Origin of the sequence: Occultella aeris (assembly GCF_902703175.1) — a bacterium.
In the GTDB taxonomy this organism is placed as follows: domain Bacteria; phylum Actinomycetota; class Actinomycetes; order Actinomycetales; family Beutenbergiaceae; genus Occultella; species Occultella aeris.
Window position 1 is genome coordinate 147,876 of sequence record NZ_CACRYJ010000058.1, and the last position, 15,312, is coordinate 163,187.

Genomic DNA, 15,312 nt, shown 5'->3' on the forward strand with positions numbered 1-15,312 from the left:
CCACCGGCACGCACCCTCACCCACGTGGAACGCGCGCCCGCCGCCACGCGCTGCCTTCCCGGGTCACCCGGCCGGCGAGTTCGAGGAACCCGAGCGCGGCCCGCACCGAGGCCTCGTCCAGCCCGGCGCTCCGCACGACGGCGCCGAACACCGCCTCGCCGCGGGCGGGGAGGGCGTCCAGCACCCGAGCCTGCTCGAGGTCGAGATCATCGAGCAGCCCCGCGGCCACCGTCGGCTCCTCGGGCAGCGCGGTCCCGACCGGCTGGACGAGCTCGGCGACCTCCGCGGCGTCGGTGACGCAGGTCGCGCGGGACTCCCGGAGCAGCCGATGGCACCCGGCCGAGGCGGCGGAGGTCACCGGCCCGGGTACCGCCCCGACCGGCCGGTGCAGCTCGGCCGCCCTGGCCGCGGTGCTGAGCGCACCCGAACGCCAGGCCGCCTCCACCACCACGGTCGCCCGGGCGAGCGCCGCGATGAGCCGGTTCCTGGACAGGAATCTGGTCCGCATCGGCGCCGTGCCCGGCGGCACCTCGGCCAACACCGCTCCCGTGGCCGCGACCTGCGCCAGGAGCTGGGAGTTCCCGTTCGGGTAGTACCGGTCGAGTCCGCCGGCCATCACGGCCAGAGCCGGTCCGTACACGCCCAGCGTGGCCCGGTGCGCAGCCGCATCGATGCCGTAGGCGCCCCCGGACACCACGGTGATGGACCGCTCTGCCATGCCCGTTGCGAGGTCCGTGGTGACCCGTTCACCGTAGGCGGTGCTGGCCCGGGAGCCGACCAAGGCGACCGATGAGGCAGTCAGGGTCGCCGGGTTGCGGGCACCGATGGCCCACAGGCACAGTGGCGCGGACTCACCCAGCTGGTCGAGTCCGACGGGCCAGGCCGGCGAGCCGGGCAGGATCAGGTACCCACCGCGGCGGGCGATCACCTCGAGCTCGCGCCGGGGGTCGAGATCGGTGAGCCGGGGAGTCCACCGGGCGGCCGCGGTGCGCCAGCCACCGCGTGGTGGCTCAGTGGGCACCGCGCGGAACAGCCCTCGGGCGGCCTCAAGCAGCCAGTCCAGGGCCGGACCCGCCCCCAGGGTCGCCACGAGCCGGTTCGCGGCCCGGTCGTCCGGTTCCGTGAGTCGGCTCCAAGCGGCGCGGGCGAGCCGCTCGTCGAGGTGGTCGAAAGGCAGCCGGTCAGGCATGGCTGCCCACCATCCGCAGTGCGAGAGCCTCGCCCACGTCGGTGCTCGTCGGTTGGTCACGCTCGGCGAGATCGGCCAGCGTCCACGCGACCCGTAGGACCCGGTCCAGCCCTCGCAGGCTGAGTCGCCCGCGATCGAGCTCGGCGTCGAGCCGGCCCGCGATCGCCGGCCCGACGCGGCGGGTCCGCTCCCGCAGCCAGGACCCGGGCACCTCCGCATTCGTGGCCCAGCCCGTGCCCGCGAGCCGCTCGCGCTGCCGCTCCCGCGCTCCTCGGACCCGGGCGGCCACCACCGCCGTCGACTCCGGCGCGGCGGCAGCATTCAACTCGGCGCGCGTCACCAGGGGGACCTCGAGCCGGATGTCGATCCGGTCTCGCAGCGGACCGCTCAGCCGCGCCTCGTAGCGACGCCTGGCCATCGCCGTACAGGTGCAGTCCAGGCCCTTGCCCACCGACCGGCCGCACGGGCACGGGTTCGCCGCGAGCACGAGCTGGAACCGGGCCGGGAACCGGGCGACGCCGCGGGCCCTGTGGATGACCAGTTGCCCCTCCTCGAGGGGCTGGCGCAGGGTCTCGAGCACGCGAACGCTGAACTCCGGAGCCTCGTCGAGAAAGAGCACACCGCGGTGGGCCCGGGAGGCGGCCCCGGGTCGGGGCAGCCCGGAGCCGCCGCCCACCACCGACGCCGGCGTGGCGGTGTGGTGCGGATCCTCGAACGGAGGCCGGACCAACAGGCCGCCGGCGGCGTCGAAGGTGCCTGCCACCGAGTGCACCGACGTGACCTCCAGCGCTTCGGAGTCGGTCAGGTCCGGCAGCAGCCCGGGGAGCCGGGCGGCGAGCATCGTCTTGCCGGTCCCGGGCGGTCCCACCATGTAGAGGTGGTGCCCGCCGGCGGCCGCGACCTCAAGCCCCCGGCGAGCCTCGCCCTGCCCGAGCACGTCGACCAGGTCCTTCACGACCGGCATCCTCGGCGGGGCCGGCGCCGAGCGCGGTGCCGGGACGACGGCGATGGCGCGCAGCCGGGCCGCGGGGATGTCGGCTCCGTAGTCCTGAGCGAGATGGCCGAGGTGCGCGGCGCCGTACACCACGGCGCCGGGCACGAGGCGGGCCTCGTCGGCGTTGGCCTCGGGAACCACCACGTGCGGGTGACCGGCGGCGACCGCCGCGGCGACGGCCGGAAGAATCCCCCGCACGGGGTGGATCCGGCCGTCGAGGCCCAGTTCGCCGAGGTGGACCCGTTGCCGCGCCACCTCGCCGTCGATCTTCCCGGCGGCGAGGAGGCTCGCGACGGCGATCGCCAGATCGAAACCGGACCCGGACTTCGGCAGGTCCGCAGGAGAGAGGTTGACCGTCACCCGGGACGCCGGCCAGGCAAGTCCGCTCGAGCTCACCGCGGCCCGGACGCGTTCCTTGGACTCGCCGAGGGACGCGTCCGGCAGGCCGACGAGGCCGAAATGCGGCAGCCCGGGCTGCAGGTGGGTCTCGACCTGCACGGGGTGACCGAGCAGGCCGATCAGAGCCACCGACCAGGTCTGGCCAAGACCCACCTCAGCTCACCCCGCGCAGGTGTTCGAGGCGCGGCCGCTGCCCGGTGGGGTGCCAGATGGCGATCACATCGATCCGCACCCCTGCGGTTCGGGTCGGGTGCTCGGCCAGCCACAGTCCCGCCAGGCGGCGCAACCGCGCCAGTTTGGCCCGGTCCACGGCTTCGGCCGGATGCCCGAAACTCAGCGACGTCCGCGTCTTCACCTCGACGACCACCACGTCATCGCCGTCCCGAGCGACGATGTCGATCTCACCGGCCGTGCAGCGCCAGTTCGTGTCGAGCACCTCGTAGCCCTGGCGTTCGAGCCATCTGCGGGCACGCAGCTCCCCGGACCTGCCCACCTCGTCCTTCGCGAGCATCGCGACCACCTCCGCAGGCGATGCTGCCCGCGTCGGCGCGGCCAGGATCACGCTGAGGACGCGGCTGTGGAAAGCGGTGCATCACCGACCGACTGTGGAGAGGGCCGGCGCACCGTTCCGGTGCGCGCCTCGCTAGCGGGGCAGCTCCAGGTCCGGCTTGGCCAGTTCCTCGACGTTGACGTCCTTGAACGTCACGACCCGGACGGACTTCACGAACCGCGCGGACCGGTACACGTCCCAGACCCAGGCGTCGGCGAGGGTCAGTTCGAAGAACACCTCGCCGCCGGCCGAGCGGACCTGCAGGTCCACCTGGTTCGCCAGATAGAACCGGCGCTCGGTCTCCACCACGTAGGAGAAGAGTCCGACGACGTCGCGGTACTCGCGGTAGAGCGCGAGCTCCATGTCCGTCTCGTAGTTCTCGAGGTCCTCTGCACTCACTGGTCCATCATGCCCCCTCCGGTGACCACGGGTGTGCCGGTGCCGACGGCCACGCCGGGCAGCGACCAGCTCCTGCGGTGCAGCTCGCACGGACCGTGCTCGGTGAGCGCGGCCAGGTGCTCCGGCGCCGAGTACCCCTTGTTCCCGTGCCAGCCGTAGGCGGGAAAGTCCTCGTGCAGCTCGCGCATCATAGCGTCCCGCTCGCACTTGGCCAGCACGCTCGCGGCCGCGACCACGGAGCAGGTCAGGTCCGCCTTGATCCGGGTGGTGACCGGCGGCGTCACCGGCGCCGGGGTGAACAGGTCAGCCGGCGCGCTGAGCCAGTCGTGATTGCCGTCGAGGATCACCACGTCCGCCTCGATGCCGTCGCACACCAGCGCGGTCAGCGCCCGGGTGCCGGCGAGCCGGAGCGCCGCGATGATGCCGATCCGATCGATCTCCGCAGGTTCCGCGTGACCGACGGCACTCGCGACGCTCCAGCGGCGGATCGGCGCGCACAAGCGTTCCCGTGCCTCGGGACGCAGCAGCTTGGAGTCGCGCAGGCCCGCGGGGCTGCGACCGGTGTCGACGTCGATGACGACGACTCCCACGCTCACCGGACCCGCCAGCGCGCCGCGTCCGACCTCGTCCATCCCGGCCACGTAGCGTCGCCCCCCGGCCAGGAGCTCACGCTCCAGCAGCCTGGTGGGCGGGCGGCTCACGACGGGTCGGGGACGTCGGCGAACGTTTCCTCGGGGTTGCTCAACCACGTGATCGAATCCAATGGCCAGATGATGACGAAGGCGGTACCCACCACGTTACGTATCGGAACGAACCCTCCGCCAACCGACGCGGCGTTGTATCGCGAATCCGCCGATCGCGGCCGGTTGTCCCCCATCACCCACAGGTGCCCCTCGGGCACCACGACGTCGAACGGGTCGTTGCTCGGCGCGGCGCCGTCGATCACGTACGGCTCGTCGATGGCGGCGCCGTTGACCGTGATCTGGCCGGCCTCGTTGCAGCAGACGACGTGGTCGCCGGCCACTCCGATGATCCGCTTGATGAGGTGTTCGTCGGCGTGCTCGGGCAGGATCCCGATCCACGTGAGCACCTGCTCCACCGGGTTCAGCGGCTCCGACTCGGGGTTGTCCAGCCAGCCGCCCGGATCGAGGAAGACCACGATGTCTCCGCGTTCGAGTTCGAACGGCCCCGGGGTGAGCTTGCTGACGACCAGCCGGTCGCCCACCAGGAGGGTGTCCTCCATCGAGATGCTGGGGATGTAGAAGGCCTGCGCCAGAAAGGTCTTGATGATCAGCGACAGCGCCAGCGCGGCAACGAGCACGATGACGCACTCGTGCAGGAACGACCGGAGCGCACCACGACGAGGCTTCTGCTCGCCGTCGCTCGTTTCGTCGCCTTCGCCGCCGGCCTCGTCGGTGATGGACGACGGCGTCGCGGCGTCGGTCTCGGCGGCGTCGGTTTCCGGGTCGGCGGGTGACTCCTCGGGCAGGTCCGTTGGACCGTCATGCCGTTGCGTCACCGCGCCGTCCCGTCATCCTCAAGCGGGCCGGGCCCGCTGGTCACTACGTTCAGCTCGCGGGGGTGTCGCGACGCTCCTTGATCTTGGCGGCCTTGCCGTGGCGCTTGCGCAGGTAGTACAGCTTCGCGCGGCGCACGTCACCGCGGGTGACGACCTCGATGTGGTCGATCGTCGGGGAGTGCAGCGGGAAGGTGCGCTCGACGCCGACGCCGAAGCTGACCTTGCGGACCTTGAAGCTCTCGCGGACCCCGCCGCCGGAGCGGGCGATCACGACGCCCTGGAACACCTGGATACGGGAGCGGCTGCCCTCGATGACCTTCACGTGCACCTTGAGGGTGTCGCCGGCGCGGAACGAGGGGATGTCCGAACGCAGGGAGCCTGCGTCGATGCTGTCCAGAGTCTGCATGGTGATGCCTTCCCGCTCGTGCGCACAGGTCACGCGCGATGGTCAGGGTGGCCGGAGCCACCTGATGTCAGTGGTGGTCGCGTTGGTGGGCGGCTGAAGTCGCGCTCCCCTGTGGCAGAGCACGTCGCGGCCCGCGCGACTGACCTAGTTTGCCACACGGTCCGGGCAGGCGGAAATCACGCGGGGCGGAGTGTGCGCGTCATCACGTAGTCGTCGGCCCGGTACGTCCCGACGGTGAACCGCTTGGTACCGGCGCGGGTGAACTCGCACGCCCGGTAGAAGCGCTGCGCGCGCTCGTTCTGCTGGTTCACGCCGAGCCAGAGCGTGTGCACGCCGCGCTCGAGCGCCCGTGCCGCCGTTGCCGCGACGAGCGCCCGGGCCACCCCGGCCCCGTGGTGTTCCGGCAGCACGTAGCACTTGGACAGTTCCGCCGTCGGGCGCCCGGTGACGACGGCGGCGACGTCCGGGTCCGCCGGCTCGCCGTGCACGGTCATCGTGTAGCCGACGACGGCGCCGGCGACCTCGGCCACGTGCACGTCACGGTTGCGGTCACGCAGGTAGCGGCGGAAGTCGACGGCGGTGAGGTGCTCCTCGATGAAGGCCAGGACGTCCTCGGCGGGCAGTTGTGGCGGGCAGGCGAGCGGGAACGTGCGGGCGGCGACGTCGGCGATAGCCTCAGCGTCCACGGGGCGGGCGAGCCGGATCTCGGGTGAGCCCTGCCCCGTGATGAGGTCCGGGCGGCGCCGGGCCGTGCGTTCCACGGCGCGGGCGCGGCGCCACGACCGGATCCGGCCGTGATCGCCGGAGAGCAGCACCTCGGGCACGTCCAGTCCGCGCCACGACGGCGGCTTGGTGTACACCGGGTACTCGAGCAGCCCTGCCGCACCGTGCGACTCCTCGACGAGCGACTCGGGGTTGCCGATCACGCCGGGCAACAGCCGCGCGACCGCCTCGATCACCACGAGCGCGGCCACCTCGCCGCCGTTGAGCACGTAGTCGCCGAGGGAGATCTCCCTGATGGTCACGTCGTCACGGCCGGAGTAGTGCTCGCTCACGCGGGCGTCGATACCCTCGTACCGACCACAGGCGAACACCAACTGCCCGCCGGCGGACACCAGCAGCGCCAGTTCCTCGGCCATGGCCTGGGTCATCCGGTCCCCCGCCGGCGTCGGCACGAGGACGGTGCGGGACGGGCTGTCGGCGACCAGGACGCCATCGAGCGCGTCGCCCCACACGTCCGGCCGCATCACCATGCCGGCGCCACCGCCGAACGGCGTGTCATCCACCGTGCGGTGACGGTCGCTCGTCCAGTCCCGCAGGTCGTGGACGCCGATCTCGAGCAACCCGTCGCGGCGCGCCTTTCCCACCAAGGACAGTTCCAGCGGCGCCAGGTAACCGGGGAAGATGGTGAGGACGTCGATCCGTCCGCTCACCGGTCCTCCCCCTGCCCGGGTTCCGCGTCGTCGGGCACGTCGGAGCCGGCGAGCAGACCGAGCGGTGCGTCGATGATGACGCGGCCGCCGGCCACGTCCACGGTCGGCACGATCGCGCGGACGAACGGCACCAGGGTGCGCTCGCCCGAGTGCTCGCGCAGGATCAGCACGTCCTGGGCGGGGAGGTGCCGGATCCCCTCGATCTCACCCAGGGTCTCGCCGTCAGGGGTCTCGGCGCGCAGGCCGGACAACTCGTGGGGATACCACGCGTCCTCCTCGACGTCGGTCAGGGGTTCGGCGAGCAGCACCACGCCACGCATCTCCTCGGCGGCGGTCCGGTCGGTCACGCCCTCGAAACGGACGTACCAGTGCTTGCTCCGGTGGCTCAGGTCGGCGATGGTCAGCGGCCCGGCGGCGGCGGGTTCGGTCTGCAGGCTCGTACCCGGGGCGAGACGCGTCTGGGGATCGTCCGTGTGCACAGCCAGTCGCACCTCACCGCGCAGACCTTGCGCGCCTCCCACCGTCGCGACCCGGAGCAGGCTCTCAGATGCGTTCACTGGTCGATCATGGCGCATCGGCACGGTGCCCGGCGAACGGGTCCGGCCCGTGGCACCGAGACGACCGGCGCCGGATACGGATCAGGCCCGCACCCGGCATGGCCGGGGCGGGCCTGATTCGATGACACTCGTGCCTCAGCGGCGGTCGACGTCCACCACGTCCACCCGGACGGCGCCGGACGTGGACAGCGAACCGATGACGGTCCGCAGTGCGCGGGCGGTGCGGCCGGAGCGGCCGATCACCCGGCCGAGGTCGCTGGGGTTCACCCGAACCTCGAGCAGGTCACCGCGACGCAGGGTGCGCGAGGTGACCTCGACGTCGTCGGGGTGGTCGACGATGCCACGCACGAGGTGCTCGAGTGCATCGGCCAACATCAGGCCTGGGCCTCGGGCTCGTCGGCGCTCTCCTCAGCGGCAGGTGCCTCGGCAGCCTCGGCGGCCTTCGCGTCCGCGGCAGCCTTCGCCTCCTCGGCGGCCTTCTCGGCCTTCGCCTCGGACGCCTTGGCCTTGCGCAGCTCGGCCTCGTCCTCGGCAGCCTTGACGGCGGCGGCGGCCTCGGCGGCCCCCTCCTTGACCCTCAGGGTGCCCTCGGCGCCCGGGAGACCCTTGAAGGTCTGCCAGTCGCCGGTGACCTTGAGCAGGGCGAGGACCTGCTCGGTCGGCTGGGCGCCGACACCGAGCCAGTACTGCGCGCGCTCGCGGTTGATCTCGATCAGGGAGGGTTCCTCGGTGGGGTGGTACTTCCCGATCTCCTCGATCACGCGGCCATCGCGCTTGGTGCGCGAGTCGGCCACGACAACACGGTAGAACGGCGTCCGGATCTTGCCGTGACGCTTCAAACGGATCTTGACGGCCACTGTGGTGGTCACTCCTGGTTCATGTGTGGGTGAGCCCGTTCGAGGGCGCCAGTGGGGCCGGCGCTGCGGATCGGGCTCGGGACACGCCGGCTGCTCGGTGAGAGGGCCGAACACCAGCGGGTACAGCGGGTCATTCTGCCAGACCCGCACGGGTGCGTTCCACCTGCCCGCCCGGCGACATGGCGACACCCGGGGTGAGATGCCTCACCCCGGGTGTCGTGTGACGCCCACGATCACGGCCGCTGGGTCACTGCCACCGGAACAGTTTCGCGGCCAGCGGGTACAGGACTGCGATGTAGGCGGCCATCACCACCATCTGCAGGGCCGGGAACTCCCCGGTGAACCAGGCGGCGCTGAGCGCCTGACTGAGCGCACCGAGCGGCGTGAACGCAGCGATCGTGGCGACCGCGTCGGGCATGAGCGGCCCGGGGGTCCACATCCCTGCGAAGAAGAGCATCGGGAAGTAGATCAGCATCCCGATCCCGCCGGCCGCCGAGGCCTTCCGCACGAGCGCCCCGATCAACAACCCGATTCCCGCGGTTGCCGCGGCACCGAGGAGGAACGCGAGCACCGCCACGGCCGGGGACTGTGGTGCCGGAATCCCGAACGCGAGCGCCCCGGCCGCCAGGGCGAGCAGGCTGGCCGCCACGAGCGCGACCAGGTTGACGACGACCTGCGCGATCAGCACGCCCTGCGGGCGCATCGGCGTCGTCGAGATGCGCCGGAGCACGCCGAGCTCACGCGCCGTGACGATCTGCGTCGGCAGCGTGCTCAGCGCGACCGTCGCGACCGCCAACGACAGCGCGATCGGGACGTACAGGTGGATCGCCAGGTGACCGTCCCAGGGCTGCCCCATGCCGGTGATGGGGTCCCGCATCCCGGGCAGGGCGTAGCCGACACCGACCATGAGCACGGCGGGGAACAGCAGGGCGAAGACCACGCTGCCGGTATCCCGCAGGAACAGGCGGAACTCGGAGGCGATCAGGGCGCCCAGGCCGCGCATCGGGCGCGCCGTGGACGTGGTGCGTACTGCGGTCGTGGCACTCATGCGGCCAGCTCCTCTTCTACCGGGTGCCCGGTCACGTCCACGAAGACGTCCTCGAGCGTTCTGGTCATGGTTCGGATCTCGTCCGGGACGACGCCCACCTCGGCGAGCGCGAGGATGACGGCGGGCAGCACATGGGTCGTGCCGGTCACCTCCAGCTCGTCCTCGATCGTGGAGACCGCATGGACGTCGGCGAGCGACTCGATCAGCTCGATCGGGTCCGCAGCGCCCTCGGGCAGCCGCATCCGGAAGGTGCGCTCGTCGCTGCCGCCACGGATCAGCTCCTTCGGGGAGCCGGCGGCCACCACGCGCCCCTCGTCGATCACGACGAGCCTGTCGCAGAGCCGCTCGGCCTCGTCCATGAAGTGGGTGACGAGGATGATCGTGACGCCCGAGTCCCGGACCCGCTCCACCAGGTCCCAGACGTCGCGCCGGGCCTGGGGGTCCAGGCCTGTGGTCAGCTCGTCCAGGACCGCGACCTGCGGACTGCCCACGAGCGCCAGGGCGATGGACAGCCGCTGCTTGAGCCCGCCGGAGAGCTTCGCGAACTGCTTGCGCCGGTGCTCCCCGAGGCCGAGCATGCCGATCAGCTCCTCGGGGTCCGCCGGGTCCGGGTAGAACGACGCGAACAGTTCGAGGGCCTCGATGACCGTGATCTTGGCGGGCAGGCGAGCCTCCTGAAGCTGCACGCCGAGCACTGCCCGAATCGCCTGGGGGTCCTTCCTGGGGTCTATGCCGAGGACGGACAGCGACCCCCCGTCGGCGCGACGCAGGCCGGCCAGTGTCTCCACAGTGGTGGTCTTGCCGGCGCCGTTGCGACCGAGGATCCCGAAGATCTCTCCCCGTTCGACGGCGAAGCTGACGTCCGCCACGGCGGTCTTGGCTCCGTAGGACTTACGCAGGTTCTCGACCTGCACGACGATGGTCATGACATCTCCAATGGCTTGCGGATGGCGATGGTGCGGGCCATGGCGTAACTGGCCACGGCGGTGGCGGCCGTGGTCGCCGCGATCACGGCGACCGTGAGGGCGGCGGGGTCGAGACCGCTCGCGATGATGGGCGGCAGAACCGTCAGTGGCAGCGCCGCGGTCGCCCAGGCCCCCCACCGGTAGTAGGTCAGACCGACGAGGACACCGGAGAGGCCGCCGGCCACGAACATGACGCAGTGGAACACCAGGGAGACTCCCCACGCCGAGGGGATCGGCGCGGCGGACGTGGCCGCGAAGGACCAGCCCTGGTCCAGGTAGATGCCGCGTTCGATCACCAACACCGCCGTCATCACGACGCCGTTGACCACCCCGATCACGACGTTGCTGATCAGTGCCCCGATCACGAAGGACCGGCGGGTCATCCCAGCGGCCACGTGGACGTTGATCGTGGCGGTCACCACGATCAGGGCGACGGAGAACGGGTACCAGATCCCGCCGTAGCGGATCGTCGACATGATCGAGAACGGCGGCTCCCCCATCCGCCAGTCGAGCACCAGCGTCACCACGGCTGCGGCGATCACGCAGATGGCCCAGAACCAGGCAACCGATACCAGTGAGGCACGTGTCATCCGCTGGGCGGCGCGGGCCCACTGCGGTGCGGTGGCAGTCATCGGGACTCCTTCTCGGTCAGGTGGACGAACAGGTCCTGCACGCCGACGCCGCCGATCGCGACACCCGCGGCCCGCGCGGCGTCGAGTGCCGCGCCGTCGAGGTCGCCGAACACGGTGACCTCCTTGGTCGGGCCGAGCGAACGGCTCGCGACGACCCGCAGGCCGGCGGTGACGGCGTCGACCTGCGCGGTGGGGCCGGTGAGCGTGGCGCCGCGGGTGCGGAAGTCCTCCACCTCCTCGTTCAGCAGGAGCCGGCCCTCATCGAGGATGACCACGCCCGAGAACAACCGCTCGATCTCACTGATCAGGTGGCTGGACAGGATGATCGTGCGCGGGTGCTCGGCGTAGTCGGCCAGGAGCAGGTCGTAGAACCGGTACCGCGAGGGCGCGTCCATGCCGAGGTACACCTCGTCGAACATCGTCAGCGGTGCGCGGCAGGCAAGGCCGATCACCGCCCCGAACGCGGACCGCTGCCCCCGCGAGAACGTACTGATCGCCTTCTTCCGGTTCAGCCCGAACGCGTCCACGAGCTCGTCCGCGAACTGCGCATCCCACGCGGGGCGGGCCTGTTCGTAATAGGCCAGGCTCGCCGAGATCTTCTCGTTGGCGAGGACGTCGCCGCTCTCGCGGATCAGACTGACGCCGGCCATGACGCGTTCGTTCTCGAACGGCTCGGCGCCGTCGATGAGCACGGAGCCCGCCGTGGGCCTGCGCATCGACGCGAGCACCGAGAGCGTGCTCGTCTTGCCCGAGCCGTTGCGGCCGAGCAGGCCGTAGATGCCGTCCGGTTCGAGGTCGAACGAGACGTTGTCGACGGCGGTGGTGCGACCGTAGCGGACGGTCAGGTCGCGGACGGAGACGGCAAAGCCGCTCATCGCTGCTCTCCTTCGGTGCTGTTGGTGGTGGTGGTCAGTTCGGAAGCAGCGCCGGAGCGCTCGATCCAGCGGATCAGTTCCGAGGTGCTGATGCCCAGGACCCGGGCCTCGGCCAGGACCGGCTCGAGCAGGTCCTCGAGGAACGTCTCGCGACGGCCGGCCCGCAATCGGTCAGGTGCCCCTTCGGCGACGAACATGCCGACTCCTCGTTGCTTGTAGAGCACGCCCTCATCCACGAGCTGGGCGAAGGCCTTGGCCGCGGTGGCCGGGTTGATTCGGAACGTCGTCGCGTACTGGGTGGTCGACATCACCTGTTCTCCCTCCGCGAGGTGCCCCGCGAGGATGTCGCCGCGGATCTGGTCCGCGATCTGGATGTAGATGGGTTCTCGACCGTCGAACACGACTACCTCCGTTCACTGGTTCATTACTCGACTAATGAACCATAGAACCGAAGAGGTGTCAAGGCGTGGTCGGGTACGAGGCACCGACCGGTCCGCTCGCTCGTCGACCTGGTCGCCAACGCCTCGAGTCAGCCAGAAACTCAGCACGACCTCGAGGGGTTGGGGACCAACGCGGTGGTTCGGCCGGCTGGCGCGCGGGTGGCCAGCGCGCGGTCAGCGCGGGAGCAGGTGCCCGGCGCGGATGACGGCGCTCGGGTGGGCCAGGACGGCGATGTCCTCGCGGGGGTCGGCCGGGTAGACGACCACGTCGGCAGGCGCGCCGTCGGCGATGCCCGGGCGGCCGAGGTAGTCACGGGCCAGCCAGCTGGCCGCGGCCACCACCTGGGCGGCGGTCAGGCCGGCCCGGACGAGTTCGGCGGCCTCGTCGGCGATCCGGCCGTGCCCGATGGTGCCGCCGGCGTCGGTGCCGAGGAACAGCCGCACCCCGGCGTCGTGGAGGTCGCGGACCTGGGCGTACCGCCGCGCGTGCATGGCCCGCATCCGGGCCGCGTAACGCGGGTACTTCGCCTCGCCCTGGGCCGCGATCGAGGCGAACCGGTCGATCTGCAGCAGGGTCGGCACCACCGCGACGCCCGCGGCGGCGGCGCGCTCGATCTGGGCTTGGGTCAGCCCGGTCCCGTGTTCGAGGCAGTCCACGCCGGCGTCCAGCATCGGGTCGATGGTCTCGGTCGCGAACGTGTGCACCGTGACGCGCGCGCCGGCGCCGTGCGCGGCGGCGACGCCTGAGGCCACCACATCCGCCGGCCAGAGTGGCTCGAGGTCGCTCTCGACCCCGCGAGCCCGGTCGATCCAGTCCCCCACGATCTTGACCCAGCCGTCGCCGAAGGCGGCCTGCTCCGCCATCGCCGCGGGCAGGTCGGCGACGTCGTCGAGTTCCGTGGCGTAGTGGCGCAGGTACCGCTTCGGCCGGGCGAGGTGGTGGCCGGCCCGGATGAGCTCCGGTGCGTCCACACGAGGGCGCGGTCCCGCGGCCGGAAGCGGCGGTTGCGCCGCGGAATCGCGCGCCCGCGAGGGAGTCCCCGCCGGGGCGTGCTGCAGCCAGCGGGAGTCGATGGGCGAACCGGCGTCCCGCACGAGCAGAGTCCCGGCGGCGAGGTCGGTCGCGGCCTGAGCCAGGGTAGTGGCCTCGTCGACGGCGCCGTCCGGGCCGAGGCCGAGGTGGCAGTGCAGGTCCACCAGTCCCGGCAGCACCCACCCGGAGATGGTGACGTCCGCCGTCGGGCTCGAACCGGGCTCACCGAGGGTGAGACGCCCGTCGCGAACCCAGGCGCGCCCGTACTCGCGTTCGCCGTCGGCGACGATCGTGCCGCTGAGCGCGATCACGTCACCGGCGGAGGTCATGACGGCCGGGGCGTCAGCGGCCGAGGAACTTCTCGAAGCCCTTCGGCAGCTCGAGTGCCGAGGGGTCCACCGTGGTCGGGTCCGCCGAGCCCATCCCGAACGCGGACCCGGCGGGCGCGTTCGCCGGGGCGGACGCACGCTCGGCGGCCTCCCGCTCCTGCTGCGCACGCTTCGCCGGGTTCCCGGACTTGCCCTTCTTGCCACGCTTGGGCGGCGGGGCCATCCGGCCACGGGACTTCTTCCCACCGCCGGGCATCCCACCCATGCCGGGCAGGCCGCCCATCCCAGGCATACCGCCCTTCATGCCGCCCCGGGCCATCGAGCGCATCATCGTCTTCGCCTGCTCGAACCGGTCCAGGAGCCCGTTGATCTCGCTCACCGTGGAACCGGACCCCTTCGCGATCCGGGACCGGCGGGAGCCGTTGATGATCTTCGGGTTCTGGCGCTCGGCCGGGGTCATGGACTGGACCATGGCCTCGACCCGCACGACCTCACGCTCGTCGAAGTTCTCCAGCTGCTCGCGCATCTGACCCATGCCAGGCAGCATGCCGAGCATCTTCTTCATCGAGCCGAGCTGCTTCATCTGCTGCATGTAACCGAGGAAGTCCTGCAGCGTGAAGTCGCCGTCGCCGGCGATCTTGTTGGCCATCTCCTCGGCCTGGCCCTCGTCGAAGGCCTTCTCGGCCTGCTCGATGAGGGTCAGGACGTCGCCCATGTCCAGGATGCGCGAGGCCATCCGGTCCGGGTGGAAGCGCTCGAAGTCGGTGAGCTTCTCCCCTGTCGAGGCGAACAGGACCGGCTTGCCGGTGACGGTCCGGATGGACAGCGCCGCACCACCGCGGGCGTCGCCGTCGAGCTTGGAGAGCACCACCCCGGTGAACCCGACGCCGTCCGCGAACGCCTGGGCGGTGGTGACCGCATCCTGACCGATCATGGCGTCGACCACGAACAGGATCTCGTCCGGGTTCACGGCATCGCGGATGTCCGCGGCCTGCTGCATCAGCTCGGCGTCGACGCCCAGGCGGCCGGCGGTGTCCACGACGACGACGTCGTAGTACTTGTCCCGGGCGTGCGCCACACCGCTGCGCGCGACCTCGATCGGGTTCCCGACCCCGTTGCCCGGTTCCGGCGCCCACACGGGCACGCCGGCCTGGCCGCCGACCACCTGCAACTGGGTGACGGCGTTGGGTCGCTGCAGGTCCGAGGCCACCAGCAGCGGGGTGTGGCCCTCCTCCTTCAGCCACTTGCCGAGCTTTCCGGCGAGCGTCGTCTTACCTGCACCCTGCAGACCTGCCAGCATGATCACGGTGGGCGGGTGCTTGGCGAAGGCCAGCTCGCGGCTCTCGCCACCGAGGATCTCGATGAGCTGCTCATTGACGATCTTGACGATCTGCTGCGCCGGGTTCAGCGCCTGCGACACCTCGGCCGAGGTGGCCCGCTCGCGCACGGCGGAGGTGAACGCACGGACCGCCGGGACCGCGACGTCGGCGTCGAGCAGTGCCCGGCGGATCTGCGAGACGGTCGTCTCGATGTCCGCTTCGGACAACCGCCCCTTGCCACGTAGCGACTTGAAGGTGGCGGAGAGCCGATCGGAGAGGCTGGCGAACACGCGGATTCCTTAAGCGAGTGGGCGGGACTGCCTTCCAGGATATCTTCCCGTCGCCGACCTTCGGCCCGCGGCCCGGCT

At 71.3% G+C, this 15,312-nt stretch carries 18 protein-coding genes and 1 pseudogene; all 19 read right to left on the minus strand.

The features are described 5' to 3' along the window. Positions 1–16: 16 nt before the first annotated feature. On the minus strand, positions 17–1,189 hold the full coding sequence (gene dprA, locus HALOF300_RS19825; RefSeq protein WP_156742627.1) for a DNA-processing protein DprA: 1,173 nt from the start codon (positions 1,187–1,189) through the stop codon (positions 17–19). Beyond that, the gene (locus tag HALOF300_RS19830; RefSeq protein WP_156742628.1) at positions 1,182–2,735 is read right to left on the minus strand and encodes a YifB family Mg chelatase-like AAA ATPase; all 1,554 of its coding nucleotides are present in this window, start codon (positions 2,733–2,735) and stop codon (positions 1,182–1,184) included. Before HALOF300_RS19830 ends, dprA begins: the two co-directional genes overlap by 8 nt. A 1-nt stretch (position 2,736) precedes the next feature. Further along, the gene (locus HALOF300_RS19835) at positions 2,737–3,102 is read right to left on the minus strand and encodes a YraN family protein (protein WP_156742685.1); all 366 of its coding nucleotides are present in this window, start codon (positions 3,100–3,102) and stop codon (positions 2,737–2,739) included. 123 nt (positions 3,103–3,225) lie between these two features. Beyond that, positions 3,226–3,531, minus strand: a complete 306-nt coding sequence (locus tag HALOF300_RS19840; protein WP_154793551.1) for a DUF2469 domain-containing protein — start codon at positions 3,529–3,531, stop codon at positions 3,226–3,228. Then, positions 3,528–4,232, minus strand: a complete 705-nt coding sequence (locus HALOF300_RS19845) for a ribonuclease HII (protein ID WP_231955633.1) — start codon at positions 4,230–4,232, stop codon at positions 3,528–3,530. Before HALOF300_RS19845 ends, HALOF300_RS19840 begins: the two co-directional genes overlap by 4 nt. Continuing rightward, on the minus strand, positions 4,229–5,050 hold the full coding sequence (gene lepB / locus HALOF300_RS19850; RefSeq protein WP_231955634.1) for a signal peptidase I: 822 nt from the start codon (positions 5,048–5,050) through the stop codon (positions 4,229–4,231). Before lepB ends, HALOF300_RS19845 begins: the two co-directional genes overlap by 4 nt. Positions 5,051–5,099: 49 nt before the next feature. Beyond that, complete coding sequence (gene rplS, locus HALOF300_RS19855; RefSeq protein WP_154793549.1) at positions 5,100–5,456, minus strand: 50S ribosomal protein L19; 357 nt, start codon at positions 5,454–5,456, stop codon at positions 5,100–5,102. A gap of 176 nt (positions 5,457–5,632) precedes the next feature. Next, on the minus strand, positions 5,633–6,142 hold the full coding sequence (locus tag HALOF300_RS27400) for a GNAT family N-acetyltransferase (RefSeq protein WP_231955648.1): 510 nt from the start codon (positions 6,140–6,142) through the stop codon (positions 5,633–5,635). Continuing rightward, positions 6,116–6,889, minus strand: a pseudogene (gene trmD, locus HALOF300_RS27405) (tRNA (guanosine(37)-N1)-methyltransferase TrmD); the annotation flags it as partial. The pseudogene trmD and the gene HALOF300_RS27400, both read right to left, overlap by 27 nt. Further along, the gene (rimM, locus tag HALOF300_RS19865) at positions 6,886–7,446 is read right to left on the minus strand and encodes a ribosome maturation factor RimM (RefSeq protein WP_231955635.1); all 561 of its coding nucleotides are present in this window, start codon (positions 7,444–7,446) and stop codon (positions 6,886–6,888) included. The gene rimM and the pseudogene trmD, both read right to left, overlap by 4 nt. A 135-nt stretch (positions 7,447–7,581) precedes the next feature. Then, a complete protein-coding gene (locus tag HALOF300_RS19870; protein WP_156742631.1) occupies positions 7,582–7,821 on the minus strand; it encodes an RNA-binding protein in 240 nt (79 codons plus the stop codon). After that, the gene (gene rpsP, locus HALOF300_RS19875; RefSeq protein WP_154796622.1) at positions 7,821–8,303 is read right to left on the minus strand and encodes a 30S ribosomal protein S16; all 483 of its coding nucleotides are present in this window, start codon (positions 8,301–8,303) and stop codon (positions 7,821–7,823) included. The genes HALOF300_RS19870 and rpsP overlap by 1 nt, the downstream gene beginning before the upstream one ends. A gap of 247 nt (positions 8,304–8,550) precedes the next feature. Then, on the minus strand, positions 8,551–9,351 hold the full coding sequence (locus HALOF300_RS19880; protein WP_156742632.1) for an ABC transporter permease: 801 nt from the start codon (positions 9,349–9,351) through the stop codon (positions 8,551–8,553). Then, entirely contained in the window at positions 9,348–10,277 is a 930-nt protein-coding gene (locus HALOF300_RS19885; protein ID WP_156742633.1) for an ABC transporter ATP-binding protein, read from the minus strand. Before HALOF300_RS19885 ends, HALOF300_RS19880 begins: the two co-directional genes overlap by 4 nt. Then, positions 10,274–10,948, minus strand: coding sequence for a hypothetical protein (locus HALOF300_RS19890; RefSeq protein ID WP_156742634.1), 675 nt, complete (start codon positions 10,946–10,948; stop codon positions 10,274–10,276). Before HALOF300_RS19890 ends, HALOF300_RS19885 begins: the two co-directional genes overlap by 4 nt. Continuing rightward, positions 10,945–11,823 (minus strand): ATP-binding cassette domain-containing protein, encoded by an 879-nt coding sequence (locus HALOF300_RS19895; protein WP_156742635.1) that lies wholly within the window; start codon positions 11,821–11,823, stop codon positions 10,945–10,947. Before HALOF300_RS19895 ends, HALOF300_RS19890 begins: the two co-directional genes overlap by 4 nt. Continuing rightward, complete coding sequence (locus HALOF300_RS19900) at positions 11,820–12,224, minus strand: GntR family transcriptional regulator (RefSeq protein WP_156742636.1); 405 nt, start codon at positions 12,222–12,224, stop codon at positions 11,820–11,822. The genes HALOF300_RS19895 and HALOF300_RS19900 overlap by 4 nt, the downstream gene beginning before the upstream one ends. A gap of 213 nt (positions 12,225–12,437) precedes the next feature. Then, positions 12,438–13,625: an amidohydrolase family protein gene (locus tag HALOF300_RS19905; RefSeq protein ID WP_156742637.1), complete on the minus strand. Its 1,188-nt coding sequence runs from the start codon at positions 13,623–13,625 to the stop codon at positions 12,438–12,440. A 13-nt stretch (positions 13,626–13,638) separates the two neighbouring features. Continuing rightward, positions 13,639–15,234 (minus strand): signal recognition particle protein, encoded by a 1,596-nt coding sequence (ffh, locus tag HALOF300_RS19910; RefSeq protein ID WP_156742638.1) that lies wholly within the window; start codon positions 15,232–15,234, stop codon positions 13,639–13,641. Positions 15,235–15,312 lie beyond the last annotated feature (78 nt).